We start from the raw sequence: 18463 nt of genomic DNA on the forward strand, positions 1-18463 counted from the left end.
GCGGGGCCGGTGTGGTATAATCATTGGCAGATCGGAACGGGGAGGTGCGGGCGTTGGCGGAGGAACGGCGGCCCATGGGGCCGGATTATGTGAAAATCCATCTGAACTGCGTGCTGGAGATCGAGCGCATCGTGTCGCTGCACTATTTCAAGTACGTCAAGGACTTCTGGGGCAACAGCGAGGCCCATGACTTCTGGGAGCTGGTGTATGTGGACGCCGGGGAGATCGAGGCCATCGCCGACGACCGGCATTTCATCCTGTCCCAGGGGGAGGCCATTTTCCACCGCCCCCTGGAGATGCACAACGTCATTGCCCGGGGCACCTTCGCCAGCGCCTTCATCGTCAGCTTCGAGTGCTTCAGCAGCAGCCTGGACCGGCTGGGCCAGCGGGTGCTGAAGCTGGACAAACCCCAGCAGGACATCATCGCCAGCATTCTCCGGGAGGGGATGCAGGCCTATCAGGGGCCCTTCGACGTCATGGGCCGGCCCATGCTCACCCGGCTGAAAAACCCCGCCTACGGCGCCGAGCAGATGGTCAGAACCTATCTGGAGCAGCTGATGATCAGCCTGGTGCGCAGCTGCCCGGAGACGGAGCGGCCGGAGGAGGCGGAGCGGCCCCTGGTGCGGAATATCGTGCCCCGGCAGAACCGCACCCGCATCATCGACGCCATGCTGGCGATTCTGGCGGAGAACATCGGCCAGGAGCTGTCGCTGGATACGCTGTGCCAGCAGATGGCCTTCTCCCGCAGCTACCTGGAGCGGCTGTTCTACGAGGAGATGAACTGCGGCATCAAGCAGTATTTCATGCAGATGAAGGTGGAGCGGGCCAAGGAGCTGATCAGCGAGCGGCATTACAGCTTCACGGAGATCGCCTCCATGCTGGGCTTCAACTCCATCCACTACTTCTCCCGCACGTTCAAAAAATACACGGATATGACCCCAACCCAATACCAGCGCTCCGTGCTGATGCGGCGGCTGCTGTGAGGGACGGGAAGGGGAAGCGCCGCGGACGGCACCGGGAACACCCGGAAGGCTGTCCGCAGCGTTGTTTTACCTGAAAACAGATTTGCACATGTTTCCTCTGACGAAAACGATTTTCTAAAAAATTCCTCCAGGGAATCTTGGGAAAAATCGTTAAAGATTTCACTTGTTTGACGGGATGATTTCTCCCTTTTGACTATTTTTTCAACGAAATTCTCAAGTTGTTATAAATTTAACGAAAATATCAGTGGAAATTTGTGCAAATACAGATGAAAGGCGGATAAATACAAAACAAAAATCGCGGACTAACATGAAGGCAAGACCAGAGTGGCAGGGGTTCCCTGCCCGGGCGAAAAAAGGAGGAATTACCATGAAAAAGAAGCTTTTGAGTATCTTGCTGGCGGGTACCATGCTCCTGGGCCTGACCGCCTGCGGCGGCAACAGCGGCAGTTCCGCTCCCGCGCCTGCCCCCGCTGCCAGCGCTTCCGCCTCTGCACCCGCTGAGAGCTATGACATCTCCACCCTGGAGGGCTGGGGCAAGGCCATGAAGGCCCAGTATGACGGCAGCTCCATCACCGTGGCCATGGCATCCCACCCCTCTACCGAGGCCTTCCAGACCATGTCGGACGAGTTCACCGCTCTCACCGGCATCAATGTCACCTGGGACATTGTGGAGGAGACCAACCTGAAGAACAAGCAGCTGCTGGACGTTCAGGGCGCCGGCAACTATGACGTCATGATGGTGGACGCCTTCTGGATGAGCGAGTACGCCTCCAAGGACGTGCTGATCCCCATCGGCGAGTATGCCGCGGACCCCGAGAAGGCTCCCGCCTGGTTCGACTATGAGGACATCATGCCCGCCTACCGCAACGGTATCGCCGGCGCCAACGGCGTCAACTACGGCATCCCCACCGCGGGCGAGACCCGCTTCATCGCCTACCGCACCGACCTGTTCGACAAGTACGGCAAGGAAGCCCCCAAGACCATGGATGAGTTCCTGGAGCTGGCTCAGTTCTTCAACGGCAAGGAAGACGGCCTGTACGGCGTGTCCATGCGCGCCCAGCGCGGCATCCACTTCGCCTCCGGCTGGATGAGCCTGATGTACAACTTCGGCGCCGGCTTCCTGGATCAGACCACCCTGGACGGCGGCGACGTTGTGGTTACCACCAACAGCACCGAGACCAAGGAGTCCCTGCAGTACTTCGTGGACCTGCTGAAGTGCGCGCCGCCTGACGTGGGTACTTACACCCACGAGGAGGCCCTGGGCGCCTTCATCTCCGGCAAGACCGCCATGTGGCTGGACGCCACCGCCCTGGCCAACCAGATCACCGACCCTGCCACCTCTTCCGTGGCTGACAAGGTAGCCTTCGTTCCCACTCCCACCGGCCCTGCCGGCGACGGCGCCGCTCTGGCCGGCTGGAACCTGGGCATCTCCGCCGCCTCCAAGAACCCGGATCAGGCCTGGGCCTTCATCTGCTTCATGGCCAGCCGTGAGAAGTGCGAGGACTACGTCCTGGCCGGCGGCGTTTCCACCCGCAACTCCGCCTTCGAGAACGAGAGGCTGCAGGCTGCCAACCCCAGCTATCCTGCCCAGCAGGAGGCCCTGGTGGCCGCCAACGGCCTGGTGGAGAAGGGCCTGTCCTGGATCCCCCAGCACGATCAGATCAACCAGATCCTGGAGATCGCCGGCGCCTACGGCAGCTCCGCTCTGGCCGGTGACATCACTGTGGACGCGGCCTGCGAGTCCGCCCAGAAGGACATTGTGGACCTGATCGGCTGAGCCTTGCTGTCCCATTCCTGAGTGAACTGTACGGAGCCGCCCCCCTCGGCGTAAAACCTTGGGGGGCGGCCTTTCTTCTTCCGGCGGCACGCGCCGTCCGTCCCTGCCGGCGAGGCAGCGTCTTTTTGGGCGGAAACCAAAACAGAGGAGACACCGCGCCATGAGAAAAGCAAACGACAAGCCCGGGGCCATCCGGTCCTATCTGCACCGCAATCCCCATATCAAATTCATCGCGCCGGCCATGACGGCCATGATGGCGCTGTCCGTGGTGCCCACGTTCTTTCTGGTGGTCATCAGCCTGACCAACTATCAGCTGGGCTGGAAATTCAGCCGGGCGAAATTCGTGGGCCTGAAAAACTTCATTCGTCTGTTCTCCGGCGCCGATCCGGATTTCTGGCATTCTGTATTCATCAGTCTTGCCTTTATGGTGCTGGCCACCGCCATTGAGATGGTTCTGGGCTTCGCGCTGGCCTCGCTGCTGAACTCCTCGGAATTCAAACTGAAGGCCGTGGTCATCGGCATCCTGATCATTCCCATGGCCATGACACCCACCATCGCGGCCCAGATGTGGAAGCTGATGTTCAACGCCGAATACGGCATCATCAACGCCATCCTGGGAACGCTGTTCGGCGCCAAGGTGGTCTGGCTGTCGGCGGAGATGGCCTTCTGGTCCATCCTCATTGTGGACATCTGGCAGTTTACGCCCTTTGTCACCCTGATCTGCTACGCCGGACTGCGCTCCGTGCCCTCGGAGCCCATTGAGTCCGCCGCCATTGACGGCGCCAACCGCTGGCAGGTGCTGACCCAGGTGACGCTGCCCATGATGCGCAAGCTGCTGTTCCTGGCGATTCTGCTGCGGGCGGTGGACTCCCTGAAGCTGTTCGACACCGCCTTCGTCCTGACCCAGGGCGGCCCCGGCAACGCCACGGAGTTCCTGAGCCTCCACGTCTACCGGATGGCCAACGCCCAGAACGGCCTCATCGGCCGCGCGGCGGCCATCGCCCTGGTACTGCTGGCCATCACCACGGTGGTAAGCCGGATCCTCATCAAACAGCAGCGGAAGGAGGATGACTGACCATGACACGCAGAACAAAACGGCAGATTGTCAATTTCCTGAAGGGCCTGGTGATTCTGGCGGTGTGCGTCGTGATCCTGTTCCCCTTCCTGTGGATGGTGCGGGTCAGCTTCCTGAACAAGGTGGACATCTTCGAGCCGGGCAACTTCGGCGCCGCCATGACGCTGGACAACTACCGCAGCATCATTGCCAGCGGCATCAGCCTGTACTTTGCCAACAGCTTCGTGGTGGCGGTGGTCTCCACGCTGATCTCCCTGCTGCTGGGCACCTTTGCTGCCTACGGCTTTGCCCGGTACAACTGGAAGAAGCGGGAGGACCGGGCCTTCTGGGTGCTGAGTCAGAAGTTCCTGCCTGCCATGGCGGTGGTGATTCCCTACTTCACCATGGCTTCCTTCTTCAAGCTGCTGGACACCCGCTCCCTGCTGGTGATCTGCTACACCACCTTCAACATTCCTTTTACCATCTGGATGATGCGGGGCTTCATTGAGGACCTGCCCAAGGAGCTAGAGGAGGCCGCCTTCGTGGACGGCTGCACCCGGCTGGAGTCCCTGCGGCGCATTGTGCTGCCCCTGGTGGCGCCGGGCCTGGTGGCCACCGCCATCTTCTGCATCATCAATTCCTGGAACGAATTCGTGTTCGCCAACTTCCTCACCACCATCAACGCCAAGACCGTCCCCACCTCCGTGATGATGTACCTGTCGGTATCCGGCGTCAAATGGGGAGAGATGGCCGCCACCGGCGTGCTGGCTGTGCTGCCGGTGATGATCTTCGCCATCAGCGTGCAGAAGCACATGGTCCGGGGCCTGACCTTCGGCTCAGTGAAGGGCTGACAGCCCTTTGATGAACAATCAGACAGATCCAAAATCTCACAAGGAGTGATGATTCCATGAACAAAGTAAAAATGGCCATCGTGGGCGCCGGTATCTGGGGCGAAAACCATGCCAGGATCTACAACGCCCATCCCTTCGCGGAAACGGTCGCCCTGTGCGACATGAACCTGGAACGGGCCAGGGAAGTGGCGGACCGGCTGAACATCCCCCAGGTCTACAGCGACTATAACGAGATGTTTGAAAAGAGCGGCTGCGACGCCGTGGCCGTGGTAACCCCCGACTTCCTCCACGCCGACGTGGCGGTGGCCGCCGCGGAGCACAAGAAGCACATCCTCATCGAAAAGCCTCTGGCCACCACCGCCGAGGACGTGCACCGCATGGTGAAGGCCATCCGGGAGAACAACGTCCGGGCCATGGTGGACCTGCACAACCGCTGGTCTCCCCCCTTCAACGCCGCCCATGAGGCCATCCAGCGGGGCGACCTGGGCGAGGTGTACAGCGCCTACATCCGCCTGAACGACATCAAGTGGGTGGCCACCGACATGCTGCGCTGGGCCTCCAAGTCCTCCATCCTCTGGTTCCTGGGCAGCCACAGCCTGGATACCCTCCGCTGGATGTTCAATGACGAGGTGAAGCGGGTGTACAGCGTCAGCCGCTCCGGCCTGCTGAAGAGCCAGGGCGTGGACACGGTGGACGAGTATCTCACCACCATCGAGTTCCGCAACGGCGGCATCGCCCAGATGGAAAACGGCTGGATCACCCCCAACGCCAACCCCTGCGTCAATGACATCAAGTTCAACGTGCTGGGCACCAAGGGCATGATCGCCCTGGATGTGTCCAACCACAACCTGATCCAGATGTACACCGATGACAAGGTGACGGTGCCCGACGTGCTGGTGCAGAACCACATCTTCGGCAATCCCAAGGGCTTTGCCTTTGAGAGCATCCGCTCCTTTGTGGACTGCCTGCTGACCGGCGAGCCGTTCCACGTGTCGCTGGAGGACGCGGCCAACACGTCCCTGGCCATTCTGGCCATTATGGAGTCCGCGGAAAAGCGGATGCCCGTGGACGTGGAGCTGCCCTACTGAACCTGATTTTTACGTTCCTCATACAGTCACAGGCCCTCTGCCGGGTTCCGGCAGGGGGCCTGTGACTTACTTATTATAAAGGTAGGGAATTCAGTCCAGAAAATAGCCCAGGGTGTTGAAGCAGCGCAGCAGCCCCTGGGGGTCCAGCACCCGGATGCGGCGGTATTCCAGGGCAATGGAGCCGTCCCTGGCCAGCTGGCTGAGAATGCGGCTGACGGACACCCGGTTGATACCGGTGACGGCGGCAATCTGCTGGTGGGTGTAGGGGATGGAGTCGCCGGAGCGGCTGTACTCCGAGTAGAGGAAGTAGGCGATCTTCTTGTCATTCTCCCGGAAATGGGCGCAGCAGATGTAGTCCGACAGCAGCATGATCCGGGACACCAGCTGGTCGATGATGCCCTGAATGGGCAGCCCCTCCCCCTGCCAGGCCCGGAGAAACTCCTCCGGCGCCATGGCGTACAGCGTCACGGGGGTGATGGACTCCACACTGACCATCACCGTGGCGTAGGAGGTGAGGCCCTCGCTGCAGATCAGGTTGTCCGGCCCGATGTAGAAGAGGGTGACGTCATCCCCGTCCTGGTTGGTGACAAAGGTGCGGGCGTGGCCGCCGGCCAGAAAGCCCACCTTGGTCACCGGGGTGCCCTTCTCCACCAGCAGCTGCCCGGCGGCGTATTCCTGCTTCCGCCCGCGGCGCAGAAAAATCTCCTTGATGTGTTGGTTGGAAAACTCCGGTCTGGCCATGGCCGCCACCTCCAGCTCTCACTTGGCAATATTGTATCACAGCCCCGGAAACAAAACAAACGGAAGCGTTTTTGCCGGAAAAATTGGCCGTTTTCCACAAAAATCCCCGCCGGATTTCTCTCCTCAGTGGCACAAAAAACGTATAAAATGTTACAATCCTCTTTTCTCATCCCCTTTAAACTGGTAATATAGAATGGGTTGTGCCCGAAAGAAACAGGAGGAGACGATTCATGAAAACCACCATGCGGGGACTTGTGAAGGAGAGCGCCGGCCCCGGCGGCTTTGTGCTGCACACCGATCTGCCCATTCCGGAGATCGGGGAGGACGAGGTGCTGCTGCAGGTCCGCTGCACCGCCTTCTGCGGCACCGATCTGCACATCTGGGAGTGGGACGAGTGGTCCCGGCGGCGGGTGAAGGCCCCCTTCATTCCCGGCCATGAGACGGTGGGCGTCATTGTGGCGGCGGGGGAGAAGGTGACGGACCGGCGCGTGGGCCAGCGGGTGTCCTGCGAGACCCACATTCCCTGCGGGGAGTGCTGGTTCTGCAAAAACGGAATGCCCCATATCTGTAAGAATGTGAAGCTGTTCGGCGTCACCCAGGACGGCGCCTTCGCCGAGTACGCGAAAATCCGGGCGGACTGCACCTTCCCCATCGACGATGACATCAGCGACGAGGCGGCCTGCATGTTCGAGCCCATGGGCGCCGGCGTCCACGGGGTGGAGGCCGCCGACGTGGCAGGCAAAACGGTGCTGGTCAGCGGCTGCGGCCCCATCGGCCTGACTGCGGTCAGCGCCTGCAGGGTGTTCGGGGCGAAAACGGTCATCGCCTGCGACCTGTTTGACGAAAAGCTGGCCATCGCCCGGGAGATGGGGGCCGACGTGACCTTCAACAGCGGAAAGTGCGACCTGCCGGAGGAGGTGCGGAAGCTCACCGGCGGCGTGGGCGCCGACGCGGCCATCGACATCACCGGCGCGGAGAAGGCCATCAACAACAGCCTGAAAAGCGTCCGGGCGGCGGGCCGCCTGGTGTGCGTGGGCCTGCCCAGCGAAAAGGTCACCATGGACCTGACGGAGGACCTGATCTACCGGGAGGTGTCCATGACCGGCGTGTCCGGCCGGCGCATCTGGGGCACCTGGGAGAGCTTCGCAAAGGTGATGAAAAGCCCCTGGTACAAGCTGGAGCACGTCCTGGGCGGCCGCTTCCGGCTGGAGGAAATCGACGAGGCCGTCCGGCAGATCCGCTCCGGCGTCCCCGGGAAAATGATTCTGTATCCGTAAGGAATGAATAAAGGAGGAACGGTTATGCAACTGGAAAAGGAAGTTCAGAAAAAGCTCCATCAGGGTCTGGTGGAAATGCGGATGACGGAGGAAAAGCTCATTGAGATTTACGCCGCCGGCAAGGTCCCCGGCCATATCCACAGCGGTATGGGCCAGGAGGGCACCTATGTGGGCGTGCTGTCCACCCGCCAGCCCGGTGACTATGTGAAGATCGCTCACCGGCCGGTCAGCGCCTCCGTGGTGATGGGCATGCCGCTGAAGGAGTTCTTCGGCGAGATCATGGCCAAAAACTGCGGCAACTCCGGCGGCCGGGGCGGCATCAACCACACCGGACGCCTGCAGGACGGCATGCTGGGCTTTTCCGCCACCCTGGGCTGCGACGCCGCCGTGCCGGTGGGCGCGGCCATGACCATCGACCTGGAGGGCCGGAACAACATGGTTTATACCTTCTTCGGCGACGGCACCTCCAACCGCGGCCCGGTGTACGAGGCCATGGTGCTGGCCTCCGACTGGAAGCTGCCGGTGCTGTTTGTCTGTGAGAACAACGGCTTCGCCATCTCCACGCCCACGGAGTACTCCTCCGCTGTGCCCAACGTGCTGGCGGACAAGGCTGCCGGCTTCGGCATGCCCTCCGAGGTGGTGGACGGCACCGACGTGGAGGCGGTGTACGCCGCCGCCATGCGGCTGCGGGAGTACATTCTGGCGGGCAACGGCCCGGCGGTGCTGGAGTGCAAGAGCTACCGCTGGCGGGGTCACTTCGAGGGTGACCAGTGCGCCTACCGGGACAACTCCGTGGCGGCGCGGCGCATCGCTGAAAAGGACTGCCTGAAAAACTTCGAGGCAAAGCTGCTGGAGCGGGGCGTGCTGTCGGAGGCGGAGATGGCGGAGCGCAAGACGGCCTATAACGCCGCCATGGACCAGGCCATCGCCGAGGCGGAGGTCACCGGCGAGATGACCCCCGAGACGCTCTTTGACTACCTGTACGTCTGATCAGGAGGGATGAAACGATGAAAGTAACATACGGAAAAGCCATCAGCGACGCGCTGAAGGAGGAAATGCGCCGGGACAGCAAAATGGTGATCTACGGCGAGGACGTGGCCCAGTTCGGCAACATTTTCGGCCTGACCCGGGGCATGCTGGAGGAGTTCGGTCCCAAGCGCGTCCGCAACACCCCCATCACGGAGACGGCCATCGTCGGCAGCGCCATCGGCGCGGCGGAGACGGGCCTGCGGCCGGTGATCGAGCTGATGTACTCCGACTTTACCATGGTGGCCTTCAGCGAGATTTTCCACTGCGTGGCCAAGTGGCGCTACATGAACGGCCCCGAGTTCAAGCTGCCCCTGGTGATCCGCAATGCCTCCGGCTCCTCCAACGGCGCCGGCTGCGAGCACTCCAACACGGTGGAGAGCCTGTTCATGCACGCCCCCGGCCTCACCATCGTCACCCCCTCCTGCGCCTATGATGCCAAGGGCCTGCTGAAATCCGCCATCCGCTCCGACAACCCGGTGATGTTCTGCGAGCCGAAGCTGCTGTACCAGAGCAAGCAGGAGATCCCCGACGAGGTGTACAACAGCGATTACACCATCCCCCTGGGCCTGGCGGACGTGAAGCGGGAGGGCCGGGACGTGACCATTGTGGCCGTGGGCCTGATGGTGCCCCGGGCTCTGGAGGCCGCCGAAAAGCTGGCTGCCGAGGGCATCGAGGCAGAGGTGGTGGACCCCCGCACCATCGCGCCCCTGGACAAGGACACCATCTACACCTCCATCCGCAAGACCCACCGAGCCGTTGTGGTGGAGGAGGGCAACCGGACCGGCGGCATCGGCGCCGAGCTGGCCGCCTCCTTCCAGGAGGAGCTGTATGACGAGCTGGACGGCCCCGTGATCCGGGTGGCGGCGCTGGACGTGCCCCTGCCCTACAACATCACCATGGAGCACTACGCCATCCCCGACGTGGAGTCTATCTGCAAGGCCGTCCGGGCCGCGTTCTGAGCGTATTTTGAAAGAAGGAGGAGCCTGTCCCCCGCAGGGGGACAGCATCAGATATGAGCTTTGAGATCGTAATGCCCAGAGCCGGACTGACCATGGTGGAGGGCACCATCACCGGCTGGAAGGCGGCGGAGGGATCCCGGGTCACCAAGGGCGACGCCATCATGGAGTTCGAGAACGAGAAAAACGTCATCGACTGCGAGGCCCTGGAGTCCGGCATCCTCCACATCCTTGCCAAGGAGGGGGAGACCATTGCCGTGGGCGCCCCCATCGGCCTGCTGGCGGAGTCTCAGGAGGAGTATGACGCCCTCCTCAGCGGCGCCGCCCCGACGGCGGCTCCGGCCGCTGCCCCGTCTGCCGCTCCGGCGGCCCCCGCTGCCCCGGCAGCTGCGGCTCCCGCCCCCGGCGGCCGCGTCCGGGCCACGGGCCTGGCCCAAAAGCTGGCCCGGGAGGCGGGCATTGACCTGGCGGCCGTCCGGCCCTCCGGCGGCCCTGACGGCCTGCGGATTGTGGCCAGAGACGTGGAGGCCTATCTGAACCAGCCCAAGGCCCCTGCCGCCTCTGCCGCCGCGCTGGAGGACGAGATCACCGAGACCCCCTGGGTGGGCGTCCGCAAGACCATCGCCCGGAATATGTACAACAGCCTGCGGGACATGGCCCAGTGCACCTGCACCTGCGAGGTGGACGCCACGGAGCTGCTGGCCCTGCGGGAGCGTCTGGTGGCCTCCCAGGAGTACCTGGGCTGCAAGATCACCGTCAACGACCTGCTGTGCAAGATGTTGGGGAAGGTGCTGGCGAAGCACCCCCTGGCCAACGCCACCTTCGACGGCAGCACCCTCTTCTCCCACAAGCACGTCCACCTGTCGGTGGCGGTGGCCACCGAGGACGGTCTCATGGTCCCGGTGGTGCGGAATGTGGACACCCTGACCCTGACGGAGATCAACGCCCGGGTGAAGGACCTGGCGGCCCGGGCCAAGACCAAGAGCCTGACGCCCGACGAGCAGACCGGCGGCACCTTCACCATCACCAACGTGGGCATGTTCCCCATCGACACCAGCACCCCCGTCATCAACCCGCCCCAGACGGCCATCTGCGGCTTCGGCCGGACGGTGGTGAAGCCGGTGTACCAGCCTGACGGCACCCTGGCCCCCCGGTCCATGATGAATGTGTTCCTCACCTTCGACCACCGGGTCATTGACGGCCTGGAGGTGGGCCGCATCTTCACGGACATCCAGTTCTGCATTGAACACCCGGACGTGATTCTGGCGTGACAGGGAGGAGACGCGCATGAATATCATTGTCATCGGCGGCGGCCCCGGCGGCTATGTGGCCGCCATCCGTGCCGCCCAGCTGGGCGCCGCCGTTACCCTTGTGGAAAAGCAGCATTTGGGCGGCACCTGCCTGAACGTGGGCTGCATCCCCACCAAGTGCCTGCTCCACAGCGCGGAGCTGCTGGAGGACATCCGCCGCCAGGGCGCCGAAATCGGCGTGAAGGTCACCGGCGCGGAGGTGGACTTCCCCCAGGTGATCCGCCACAAGAACGATATCTCCAAAAAGCTCACCGGCGGCGTGGCGGGCCTGCTGCGCATGAACAAGGTGAAGGTTGTGGACGGCGAGGCCGCCTTCACCGGCCCCCGGAAGCTGGAGGTAAAGAAGGCCGACGGCACCAAAGAGCCCATGACCGCCGACGCCATCATCGTGGCCACCGGCTCCGTCAACGCCCGGCCCCCCATTCCGGGGCTGCGGGAGAACCCCAACTGCATCGATTCCACCGGCGCCCTGAGCCTGGAGCGGCTGCCCAGGAGCATGGTGGTCATCGGCGGCGGCGTCATCGGCCTGGAGCTGGCCTGCGCCTACGCTGCCTTCGGCACGAAAATCACCGTGGTGGAGGCCATGGACCACATGCTGCCCATGCTGGACGGCGATCTCACCAAGGTGGGCGTGGACCACATGAAGAAGATGGGCATGGAGTTCCATCTGGAGTGCCCCGTCCAGTCCGTGGAGCCGTCCCCTGTGGGCGCGAAGGTAGTCTGCAAGAACAAGGCCGGCGAGACCGTCAGCTTTGAGGCGGAGAAGGTGCTGGTGGCCATCGGCCGGAAGGCCAACACGGAGGCCCTGGCCCTGGACCGGGGCGGCATCAAGCACGACCGTGGCCGCATCCTGGTCAACGAGCGGATGCAGACCAACGTCTCCGGCGTCTACGCCATCGGCGACTGCGTGGCGGGCCACGCCCAGCTGGCCCACACCGCCTCCGCCATGGGCGAGGTGGCCGCGGAGAACATCATGGGACAGGACTCCGTCTACGATGAGTCCACCAACCCCACCTGCGTGTACATCGAGCCGGAAGCGGCCTCTGTGGGCCTGACGGAGGAGCAGTGCAAGGAAAAGGGCATCGCCTACAAGGTGGGCAAATTCCCCATGTCCGCCAACGGCAAGGCTCTGATTCTCAACGGCGGCGAGGGCCTGGTGAAGATCATCGCCGGGGCCAAGTACGGTGAGGTACTGGGCATGCACATCATCGGGCCCCGTGCCACGGACCTGATTGCCGAGGGCGCTCTGGCCATCCGGCTGGAGGCCACCCTGGACGAACTGATTACCACCATCCACTCCCATCCCACCGTCACCGAGACCATGCGGGAGGCGGCCCTCCACGCGGAAAAGCGGGCCATCCACACCGCCAACCGGTAACGCGTTCACCGGCGTCCCCTCCGGGGGCGCCGGTTTTCCGTTGGCAAAGGCCACGGACCGTGACTTTTTTGCCCAACGGATTGTCCGGACGGGGAAACCTGTGGTACAATACAATGCACCGGCGGTTTGAAGCAGCGCCGGAGGAAAGGAGACGACCGGGATGGAACAGCCCCGCTATCGGAAAATTGACATGGAGACCTGGCCCCGCCGGGAGCACTTCCCCTATTACCGGGAGTTCCTGAAATGCGGCTACTCCCTCACCGCACGGGTGGAGGTGACGGAGGCGGTGGGCTTTGCCCGGGAGACGGGGCGCCGCTTTTTCGGCTGCTTTCTATACGCCGCCGCCCGGACCGTCAACGGCATGGAGGAAATGCGGATGATGGTGACGCCGGAGGGGGCGCCGGGCATCTGGGAGGAGGTCCACCCCAGCTTTACCGTGTTCCATGAGGACGATCACACCTTCACCGACATCTGGACCGAGTACCGGCCGGACTTTGACGCCTTTTACAACGGCTACCTGCGGACGGTGGAGCAGTTCGGGGAGGTCCACGGCATCAAGGGCCGTCCCGGACAGCCGGCCAACTTCTTCTGCGTCAGCTGCGTGCCCTGGATGGACTACACCGGCTACGCCAGCTATGTCGCCGGAACGCCGTCCCTGTTTCCCATCATCACCTTCGGCAAATATACGGAGGAGAACGGGAAATACACCCTGCCGGTGACCCTGACCATCTCCCACGCGTCGGCGGACGGCTATCACGCCAGCCAGTTCTTCCGCCGGCTGGAGGAGAACCTGCGGGATTTCAATACAAAATAGTATCCTTTTTGGTTGCTATAATAATCAAAAGCGCCTGCCGCACAGTTTTGCGGCAGGCGCTTTTGATGCGAAGCATAAAAACCCGCTGCAAGGGAGCGGATGATGTCTTTTAATTTCGCGGGAAAAAAGAACGTGGCTGCAAAGCGAACTTTGCAACCACGTGTCAGGCGGCTTCAATCCGGATGCTTTCGTTTTCTGACCCAAATCACAACCCAGCGAAGCGGTTGTGATTTGGAAAGGAGGAGCGACGGAATGAGTGAGAGATGACGTTTGCTTTGAAAAAAGAAAACGTCGTCGCGAACGATATGCAGTCCGCGACGACGTGGCGCAGAAGGAGGGATTTGAACCCTCGCGCCGGTTTTATCCAGCCTACTCCCTTAGCAGGGGAGCCCCTTCGGCCTCTTGGGTACTTCTGCAGACAATATTAAGATGTGGCGGAGAGAGTGGGATTCGAACCCACGGACGCTTTCACGTCGCCGGTTTTCAAGACCGGTTCCTTAAACCGCTCGGACATCTCTCCAGAATATGTCCTTTGTCCGAACACTTATGGAATCATACCATACGCATGGCTGCTTTGTCAACCGTATTTCCCGGAAATACAGACAATTTTTTGCGGGGCGGGGGCCTTCCCCCGCCCCCCTGTTTTCAAAGCCGCACCGCCCTGGTGGCCACCGCCTCCTGAAAGGCCCGGTCATGCTCCACAAAAACCAGCGTGGGCCGGAACTGCACCAGCAGCTCCTTGAGCTGCATCCGGGACCACACGTCAATGTAGTTCAGCGGCTCGTCCCAGAGGTACAGCTGGGCGCTTTCGCACAGGCTCCGGGCGATGAGCACCTTTTTCTTCTGCCCCTGGGACCAGTCCGCCATGTCCGTTTCAAACTGCTCCCGGGGGAAATCCAGCTTCCGCAGGATGGTCAGCAGCCGTGTTTCGTCCACGCCCCACTCCCGGGCGCTGCCGCGCAGCCTGCCCCGCAGATGGGAGGTGTCCTGGGGCAGCCAGGAGACGGTCAGGCCCGGCAGCCGGGTCAGCGTGCCGGTGTGGGTCATCTCCGCCTGCCCCCGGAGCAGCTTCAGCAGGGTGGATTTGCCGCTGCCGTTGCCGCCGCAGATGACCAGCCGCTCTCCCGGCTCCAGGGAGAAGGTCAGCGGGCCGCAGACCTGCTTCTCCCCGTAAAAGAGGCACACCTCCCGCAGGTCCAGCAGCCGGCCACGGGCCGACAGGGGCCGGAGCTTCAGCGCCTCCGCCTTTTCCAGGTCCTTCAGCAGGGCGGATTTCTCCGCCACCGCCCGCTCCGCCCGGCGGTCCATGTTTTTCCGCTGCTGCTGTCCCTTCCGGGACTTTTCTCCCAGATAGGGCCGCAGGCCGTGCTTCACAATGCCCTGGGAGGAGATGCCGGTTTTGGCCCGCTCCACGGCGTCGGCCTTCTGCCGGCGCTGCTCCGCCGACTGCTCCAGCCGCCGGATCTCTCCCCGCAGCTTCTCATTTTCCGCCTGCTCAAAGGCGTCCCGCCGCTCTTTGTTCTCCCACCAGGAGGAGAAAGTGCCGCTCTGAACCTCTATACCGCTGCGGTTCAGGGACAGAATGTGGTCCACGCAGCCGTCCAGGAACCGCCGGTCATGGGACACCAGCAGAAAGCCCTTCTTCCGCCGGAGGTAATCCGCCAGCAGCTCCCGGCCCCGGCTGTCCAGATGGTTGGTGGGCTCGTCGATGAGGAGAAAGCGGTCCCCGCCGCAGAACAGGGCCGCCAGCATCGCTTTGGTCTGCTCGCCGGGGGAGAGGGTGGCAAAGGGCCGCCAGAGGGCATCCTCCTCCACCTCCAGCAAAGACGATTCCCGGGTCAGCTCCCAGACCTCCGCGGCGGGGCAGACCTCCTGCAGCACCTCCATGGTGAGCCGGGAGGGGTCCGCCGCGGGATAGGGGAAATACCGGAAGGGCACGCCGGCGCGGATGCTGCCGCTGTACTCGTACTCACCCAGCAGCAGCCGCAGCAGAGTGGTTTTTCCCCGGCCGTTGCGGCCCACCAGCCCCAGCTTCCAGTCGGTGTCCAGCTGGAAGCTCACATTTTCAAACACGTTCACAAAGCTGCCGGGGTAGGAAAAGGTCAGGTTCTGCACCTGAATCAGTGACATGGTACGTCCTCCTTGATGAAAGTACGGAGCACCTGCCGGAGAAAAAAGAGCTGCAAGGATTCCTTCCCTGCAGCTCACTGTCGCAAAAGGTCCGCCGCTTCCCGAAGCGGCGCCTGCGCGCGTATGAAATGAGACAGATTTCCCCTGCAAAGCTCCGGCGGCGCGGATAAGCGCCGCTGTCCGGTTTTACTTGCAGGAAAAAAACATGGTTTCGCCTCTTTCGTCTGAATGGATGTATTTACTGTACCATGGTTCCAAACCGCCGTCAAGCCCTGTCGATCCGGATGGGGACGCCGTTGACCTCCACGCCCTCGTCGGCGCAGATGAGGATGTACCGGGTGCCGTTGATGACCCGGGTCTCGATGAGGTCGCTGCGGTCCGGGTTTACCTTGATGGTGACGTCCGGGGTTTTGATCTCAAACTGCCGGTCATCCACCAGGTTTTTGGGGCTCAGGTCCGTGTCGGCGCCGAAGGCCGCCTCGTAGCGCTGCTCAAAGAAGGACACGTGGTCCTCCGACACGCCGCTGTCCCGGAGCACGTCCCGCAGGTCCTCCCGGGAGACGGTGAGGGGGTCCGGGGAGCGGCTCTCCTTGTGGGCCTCAATGCGGCCGCGGAGGTTATCGTGGACGGACTGCACCGCCTCGTAGCTGCACTCCTCCGCCAGCGTGTCCCCCAGAATGGTCTGGAACGTCTCCTTCTGCACGGCGGCGGGCATGGGGGGCTGGGTGCGGAACAGGGCGTCCACCAGCTCCGGATGGCTGTCGGCGGTGTCTCTGGAGTAGTAGAGGGCGTTGTACAGGTTGGTGGCCCGCTGGTCGAAGGCGGGGAACAGGAAGCCCGCCTCCGGCGCCGCCGCCACCCAGCCGCCCTCCCGGGTGTGGAACACGTTCTCGTCCATGGAGTAGCTGAGGGTGGGCTTTGCGGCCTTCACGGGGCAGATGGCGCACACCAGGTAGGTGAATACCTCGTCGGACTGGTCGTCCTGCCGCTCCCCGTCGTCGGAGCGGTGGGGCACGTCATACACATCCCGGGCCAGGAGGATGAGGTAGCCCCCCTCTGTGGTGAGAGAGTCCATGATTTTGCGGCAGAAAGTCTGCACCACCTCCCGGTCCCGCAGTTCCGAATCCCGCAGGGCCATCAGCAGCCGGTGCTCGTCGCTGTCCGCCACCTGCCGGGTGGTGAAGGAGATGTCGATGAGGTTCTTGCCCAGGCCGCCGGAGAGGGTGCGCTTCAGCAGGGACAGGTAGGCCTCCGCCTCCTCCTGGGGCATCATGGTCAGGGACTGGCTGAACAGGGACACCACCTCCCGCTTCTCGTTGACAAAGCAGCCGCAGATGTGGGTGATGTTGTTTTTTTCCGGCCGCAGCCGGCGGCGCAGCTCGGAAACTTCACGTTCGTTCATAAGGTTCTCCTTTCTGGAAAAGGGACACGCCGTCGGCAGACGGCGTGTCCCGGGATTCATCAGACGGACAGGGTGTCGGACAGCTCCAGACCGGGGTTGTGCTTCGTCAGGAAGCCCACGGACCACTCGCCGCCGAAGGCCACCAGATAGTTGCCCCGGAAGTCCTCCAGCAGCTTGGCGTCGGTGCAGAGGGTCAGGTCCCGGGGGTCACCGGGGCAGGAGAGAATCCGCCGCAGGTGCTCGTAGGGCAGGCCGGACATGAACATCTCCACGCCGTACTCGTTTTTCATCCGGTACTCGAACACGTCGAACTGCAGCGTGCCCACCACGCCCACAATGACCTCCTCCATGCCGGCGTCGGGAATTTTGAAGATCTGGATGGCGCCCTCCTGGGCGATCTGCTCGGCGCCCTTCATGAACTGCTTGCGCTTCATGGTGTCCTTGGGGGAGACCCGCATGAAGTGCTCCGGCTCAAAGGTGGGGATGCCGGAGTAGCGGAACTTTTTGCCCGGCACTGTGATGGTGTCGCCGATGGAGAAGATGCCGGGGTCGAACACGCCGATGATGTCGCCGGCGAAGGCCTCGTCGATGATCTCCCGCTCGGCGGCCATCATCTGCTGAGGCTGGCTCAGGCGCATTTTCTTGCCGGACTGCATGTGGTAGTACTCGGTGTCCCGGTCAAACTTGCCGGAGCAGATGCGCATGAAGGCCAGCCGGTCCCGGTGGGCCTTGTTCATGTTGGCCTGAATCTTGAACACGAAGGCGGAGAAGTCGGGGGAGAACACATCCACCTCCCCGGCGTCGGACACCCGGGGCAGGGGCGGCGTGGTCATCCGCAGGAATTCCTCCAGGAACGGCTCCACGCCGAAGTTGATGAGGGCGGAGCCGAAGAACACGGGGGACAGCGTTCCGGCCCGGACGGCCTCCAGATCGAACTCCCGGCCGGCCCCCAGCAGCTCCACCTCGTCCCGCAGGGCGGCGGCCTTGATTTCGCCCAGAATGTCGTTCAGGGCGGGATCGTCCAGCTCCACCTCGGTGGAGGTGGCCTTCCGGCCGTGGCCCTCGCCGGAGAAGAACAGGATGCGGCTCTTTTCCCGGTCATAAACGCCCTGGAATTCCTTGCCGCAGCCGATGGGCCAGTTCATGGCGTAGGTGTCGATGCCCAGCTCCCGCTCCACTTCCTCGCACAGCTCCAGCGGGTCCCGGGTCTCCCGGTCCATCTTGTTGATGAAGGTGAAAATGGGGATGTGCCGCAGGGCGCAGACCTTGAACAGCTTCCGGGTCTGGGGCTCCACGCCCTTGGCGCCGTCAATGACCATGACGGCGGAGTCCGCCGCCATCAGCGTGCGGTAGGTGTCCTCGGAGAAGTCCTGGTGGCCCGGGGTGTCCAGAATGTTGATGCAGAAGCCGCTGTGCTGGAACTGCATGACGGAGGACGTGACGGAAATGCCGCGCTGCTTTTCAATTTCCATCCAGTCGCTGGTGGCGGCCTTGGCCCGCTTGCCCTTGACCTCACCGGCCTGGGCGATGGCGCCGCCGTAGAGCAGGAATTTTTCGGTTAAGGTGGTTTTGCCGGCGTCGGGGTGCGAGATGATCGCAAAGGTCCGGCGGCGGCGGATTTCTTCATTCAGAGCTGCCATGCTTGCTTCCTCCAGTATTTCATGTTTGGTTCT

At 62.8% G+C, this 18463-nt stretch carries 15 protein-coding genes and 2 tRNA genes; 11 read left to right on the plus strand and 6 right to left on the minus strand.

All coding sequences use genetic code 11. From position 1 onward, the window contains the following. Window positions 1-23: 23 nt before the first annotated feature. The 5 genes from SOX55_RS07350 to SOX55_RS07370 all read left to right on the plus strand — a co-directional run bounded on the left by SOX55_RS07350 (window position 24) and on the right by SOX55_RS07370 (window position 5753). Window positions 24-983: a helix-turn-helix transcriptional regulator gene (locus SOX55_RS07350; RefSeq protein ID WP_325286794.1), complete on the plus strand. Its 960-nt coding sequence runs from the start codon at window positions 24-26 to the stop codon at window positions 981-983. Between the two features lie 367 nt (window positions 984-1350). Then, a complete protein-coding gene (locus SOX55_RS07355) occupies window positions 1351-2760 on the plus strand; it encodes an ABC transporter substrate-binding protein (RefSeq protein WP_325286795.1) in 1410 nt (469 codons plus the stop codon). A 160-nt stretch (window positions 2761-2920) separates the two neighbouring features. Further along, a complete protein-coding gene (locus SOX55_RS07360; RefSeq protein WP_325286796.1) occupies window positions 2921-3835 on the plus strand; it encodes a carbohydrate ABC transporter permease in 915 nt (304 codons plus the stop codon). Between the two features lie 2 nt (window positions 3836-3837). Continuing rightward, window positions 3838-4665, plus strand: coding sequence for a carbohydrate ABC transporter permease (locus SOX55_RS07365; RefSeq protein ID WP_325286797.1), 828 nt, complete (start codon window positions 3838-3840; stop codon window positions 4663-4665). A gap of 56 nt (window positions 4666-4721) precedes the next feature. Beyond that, a complete protein-coding gene (locus SOX55_RS07370) occupies window positions 4722-5753 on the plus strand; it encodes a Gfo/Idh/MocA family protein (protein ID WP_325286798.1) in 1032 nt (343 codons plus the stop codon). A 90-nt stretch (window positions 5754-5843) separates the two neighbouring features. Here SOX55_RS07370 and SOX55_RS07375 read toward each other — a convergent pair whose 3' ends face one another. Continuing rightward, on the minus strand, window positions 5844-6494 hold the full coding sequence (locus SOX55_RS07375) for a Crp/Fnr family transcriptional regulator (protein WP_325286799.1): 651 nt from the start codon (window positions 6492-6494) through the stop codon (window positions 5844-5846). A 230-nt stretch (window positions 6495-6724) separates the two neighbouring features. Between SOX55_RS07375 and SOX55_RS07380 the strand changes: the two genes are divergently transcribed. From SOX55_RS07380 to SOX55_RS07405, 6 genes are all read left to right on the plus strand, one after another. Next, on the plus strand, window positions 6725-7771 hold the full coding sequence (locus SOX55_RS07380) for a zinc-binding dehydrogenase (RefSeq protein WP_325286800.1): 1047 nt from the start codon (window positions 6725-6727) through the stop codon (window positions 7769-7771). Between the two features lie 24 nt (window positions 7772-7795). After that, entirely contained in the window at window positions 7796-8761 is a 966-nt protein-coding gene (locus tag SOX55_RS07385) for a thiamine pyrophosphate-dependent dehydrogenase E1 component subunit alpha (protein WP_325286801.1), read from the plus strand. 17 nt (window positions 8762-8778) lie between these two features. Further along, window positions 8779-9759, plus strand: coding sequence for an alpha-ketoacid dehydrogenase subunit beta (locus SOX55_RS07390; RefSeq protein WP_325286802.1), 981 nt, complete (start codon window positions 8779-8781; stop codon window positions 9757-9759). 53 nt (window positions 9760-9812) lie between these two features. Next, the gene (locus SOX55_RS07395) at window positions 9813-11027 is read left to right on the plus strand and encodes a dihydrolipoamide acetyltransferase family protein (RefSeq protein WP_325286803.1); all 1215 of its coding nucleotides are present in this window, start codon (window positions 9813-9815) and stop codon (window positions 11025-11027) included. A gap of 16 nt (window positions 11028-11043) precedes the next feature. Beyond that, window positions 11044-12444, plus strand: coding sequence for a dihydrolipoyl dehydrogenase (gene lpdA, locus SOX55_RS07400; protein ID WP_325286804.1), 1401 nt, complete (start codon window positions 11044-11046; stop codon window positions 12442-12444). A 160-nt stretch (window positions 12445-12604) separates the two neighbouring features. After that, entirely contained in the window at window positions 12605-13258 is a 654-nt protein-coding gene (locus SOX55_RS07405; protein ID WP_325286805.1) for a chloramphenicol acetyltransferase, read from the plus strand. Window positions 13259-13581: 323 nt separating this feature from the next. On the opposite strand, the gene SOX55_RS07410 is transcribed toward SOX55_RS07405, so the two are convergent. The 5 genes from SOX55_RS07410 to SOX55_RS07430 form a co-directional block, all read right to left on the minus strand. After that, a tRNA-Ser gene (locus tag SOX55_RS07410) sits at window positions 13582-13674 on the minus strand. A 16-nt stretch (window positions 13675-13690) separates the two neighbouring features. Continuing rightward, window positions 13691-13778, minus strand: a tRNA-Ser gene (locus SOX55_RS07415). A 125-nt stretch (window positions 13779-13903) separates the two neighbouring features. Further along, entirely contained in the window at window positions 13904-15388 is a 1485-nt protein-coding gene (gene abc-f / locus SOX55_RS07420) for a ribosomal protection-like ABC-F family protein (RefSeq protein WP_325286806.1), read from the minus strand. Window positions 15389-15653: 265 nt separating this feature from the next. Further along, on the minus strand, window positions 15654-16790 hold the full coding sequence (locus tag SOX55_RS07425) for a DUF4317 domain-containing protein (RefSeq protein ID WP_325286807.1): 1137 nt from the start codon (window positions 16788-16790) through the stop codon (window positions 15654-15656). Between the two features lie 59 nt (window positions 16791-16849). Next, window positions 16850-18430, minus strand: a complete 1581-nt coding sequence (locus SOX55_RS07430) for a peptide chain release factor 3 (RefSeq protein ID WP_325286808.1) — start codon at window positions 18428-18430, stop codon at window positions 16850-16852. Window positions 18431-18463 lie beyond the last annotated feature (33 nt).

Source organism: Dysosmobacter sp. (genome assembly GCF_034093755.1).
In the GTDB taxonomy this organism is placed as follows: domain Bacteria; phylum Bacillota; class Clostridia; order Oscillospirales; family Oscillospiraceae; genus Oscillibacter.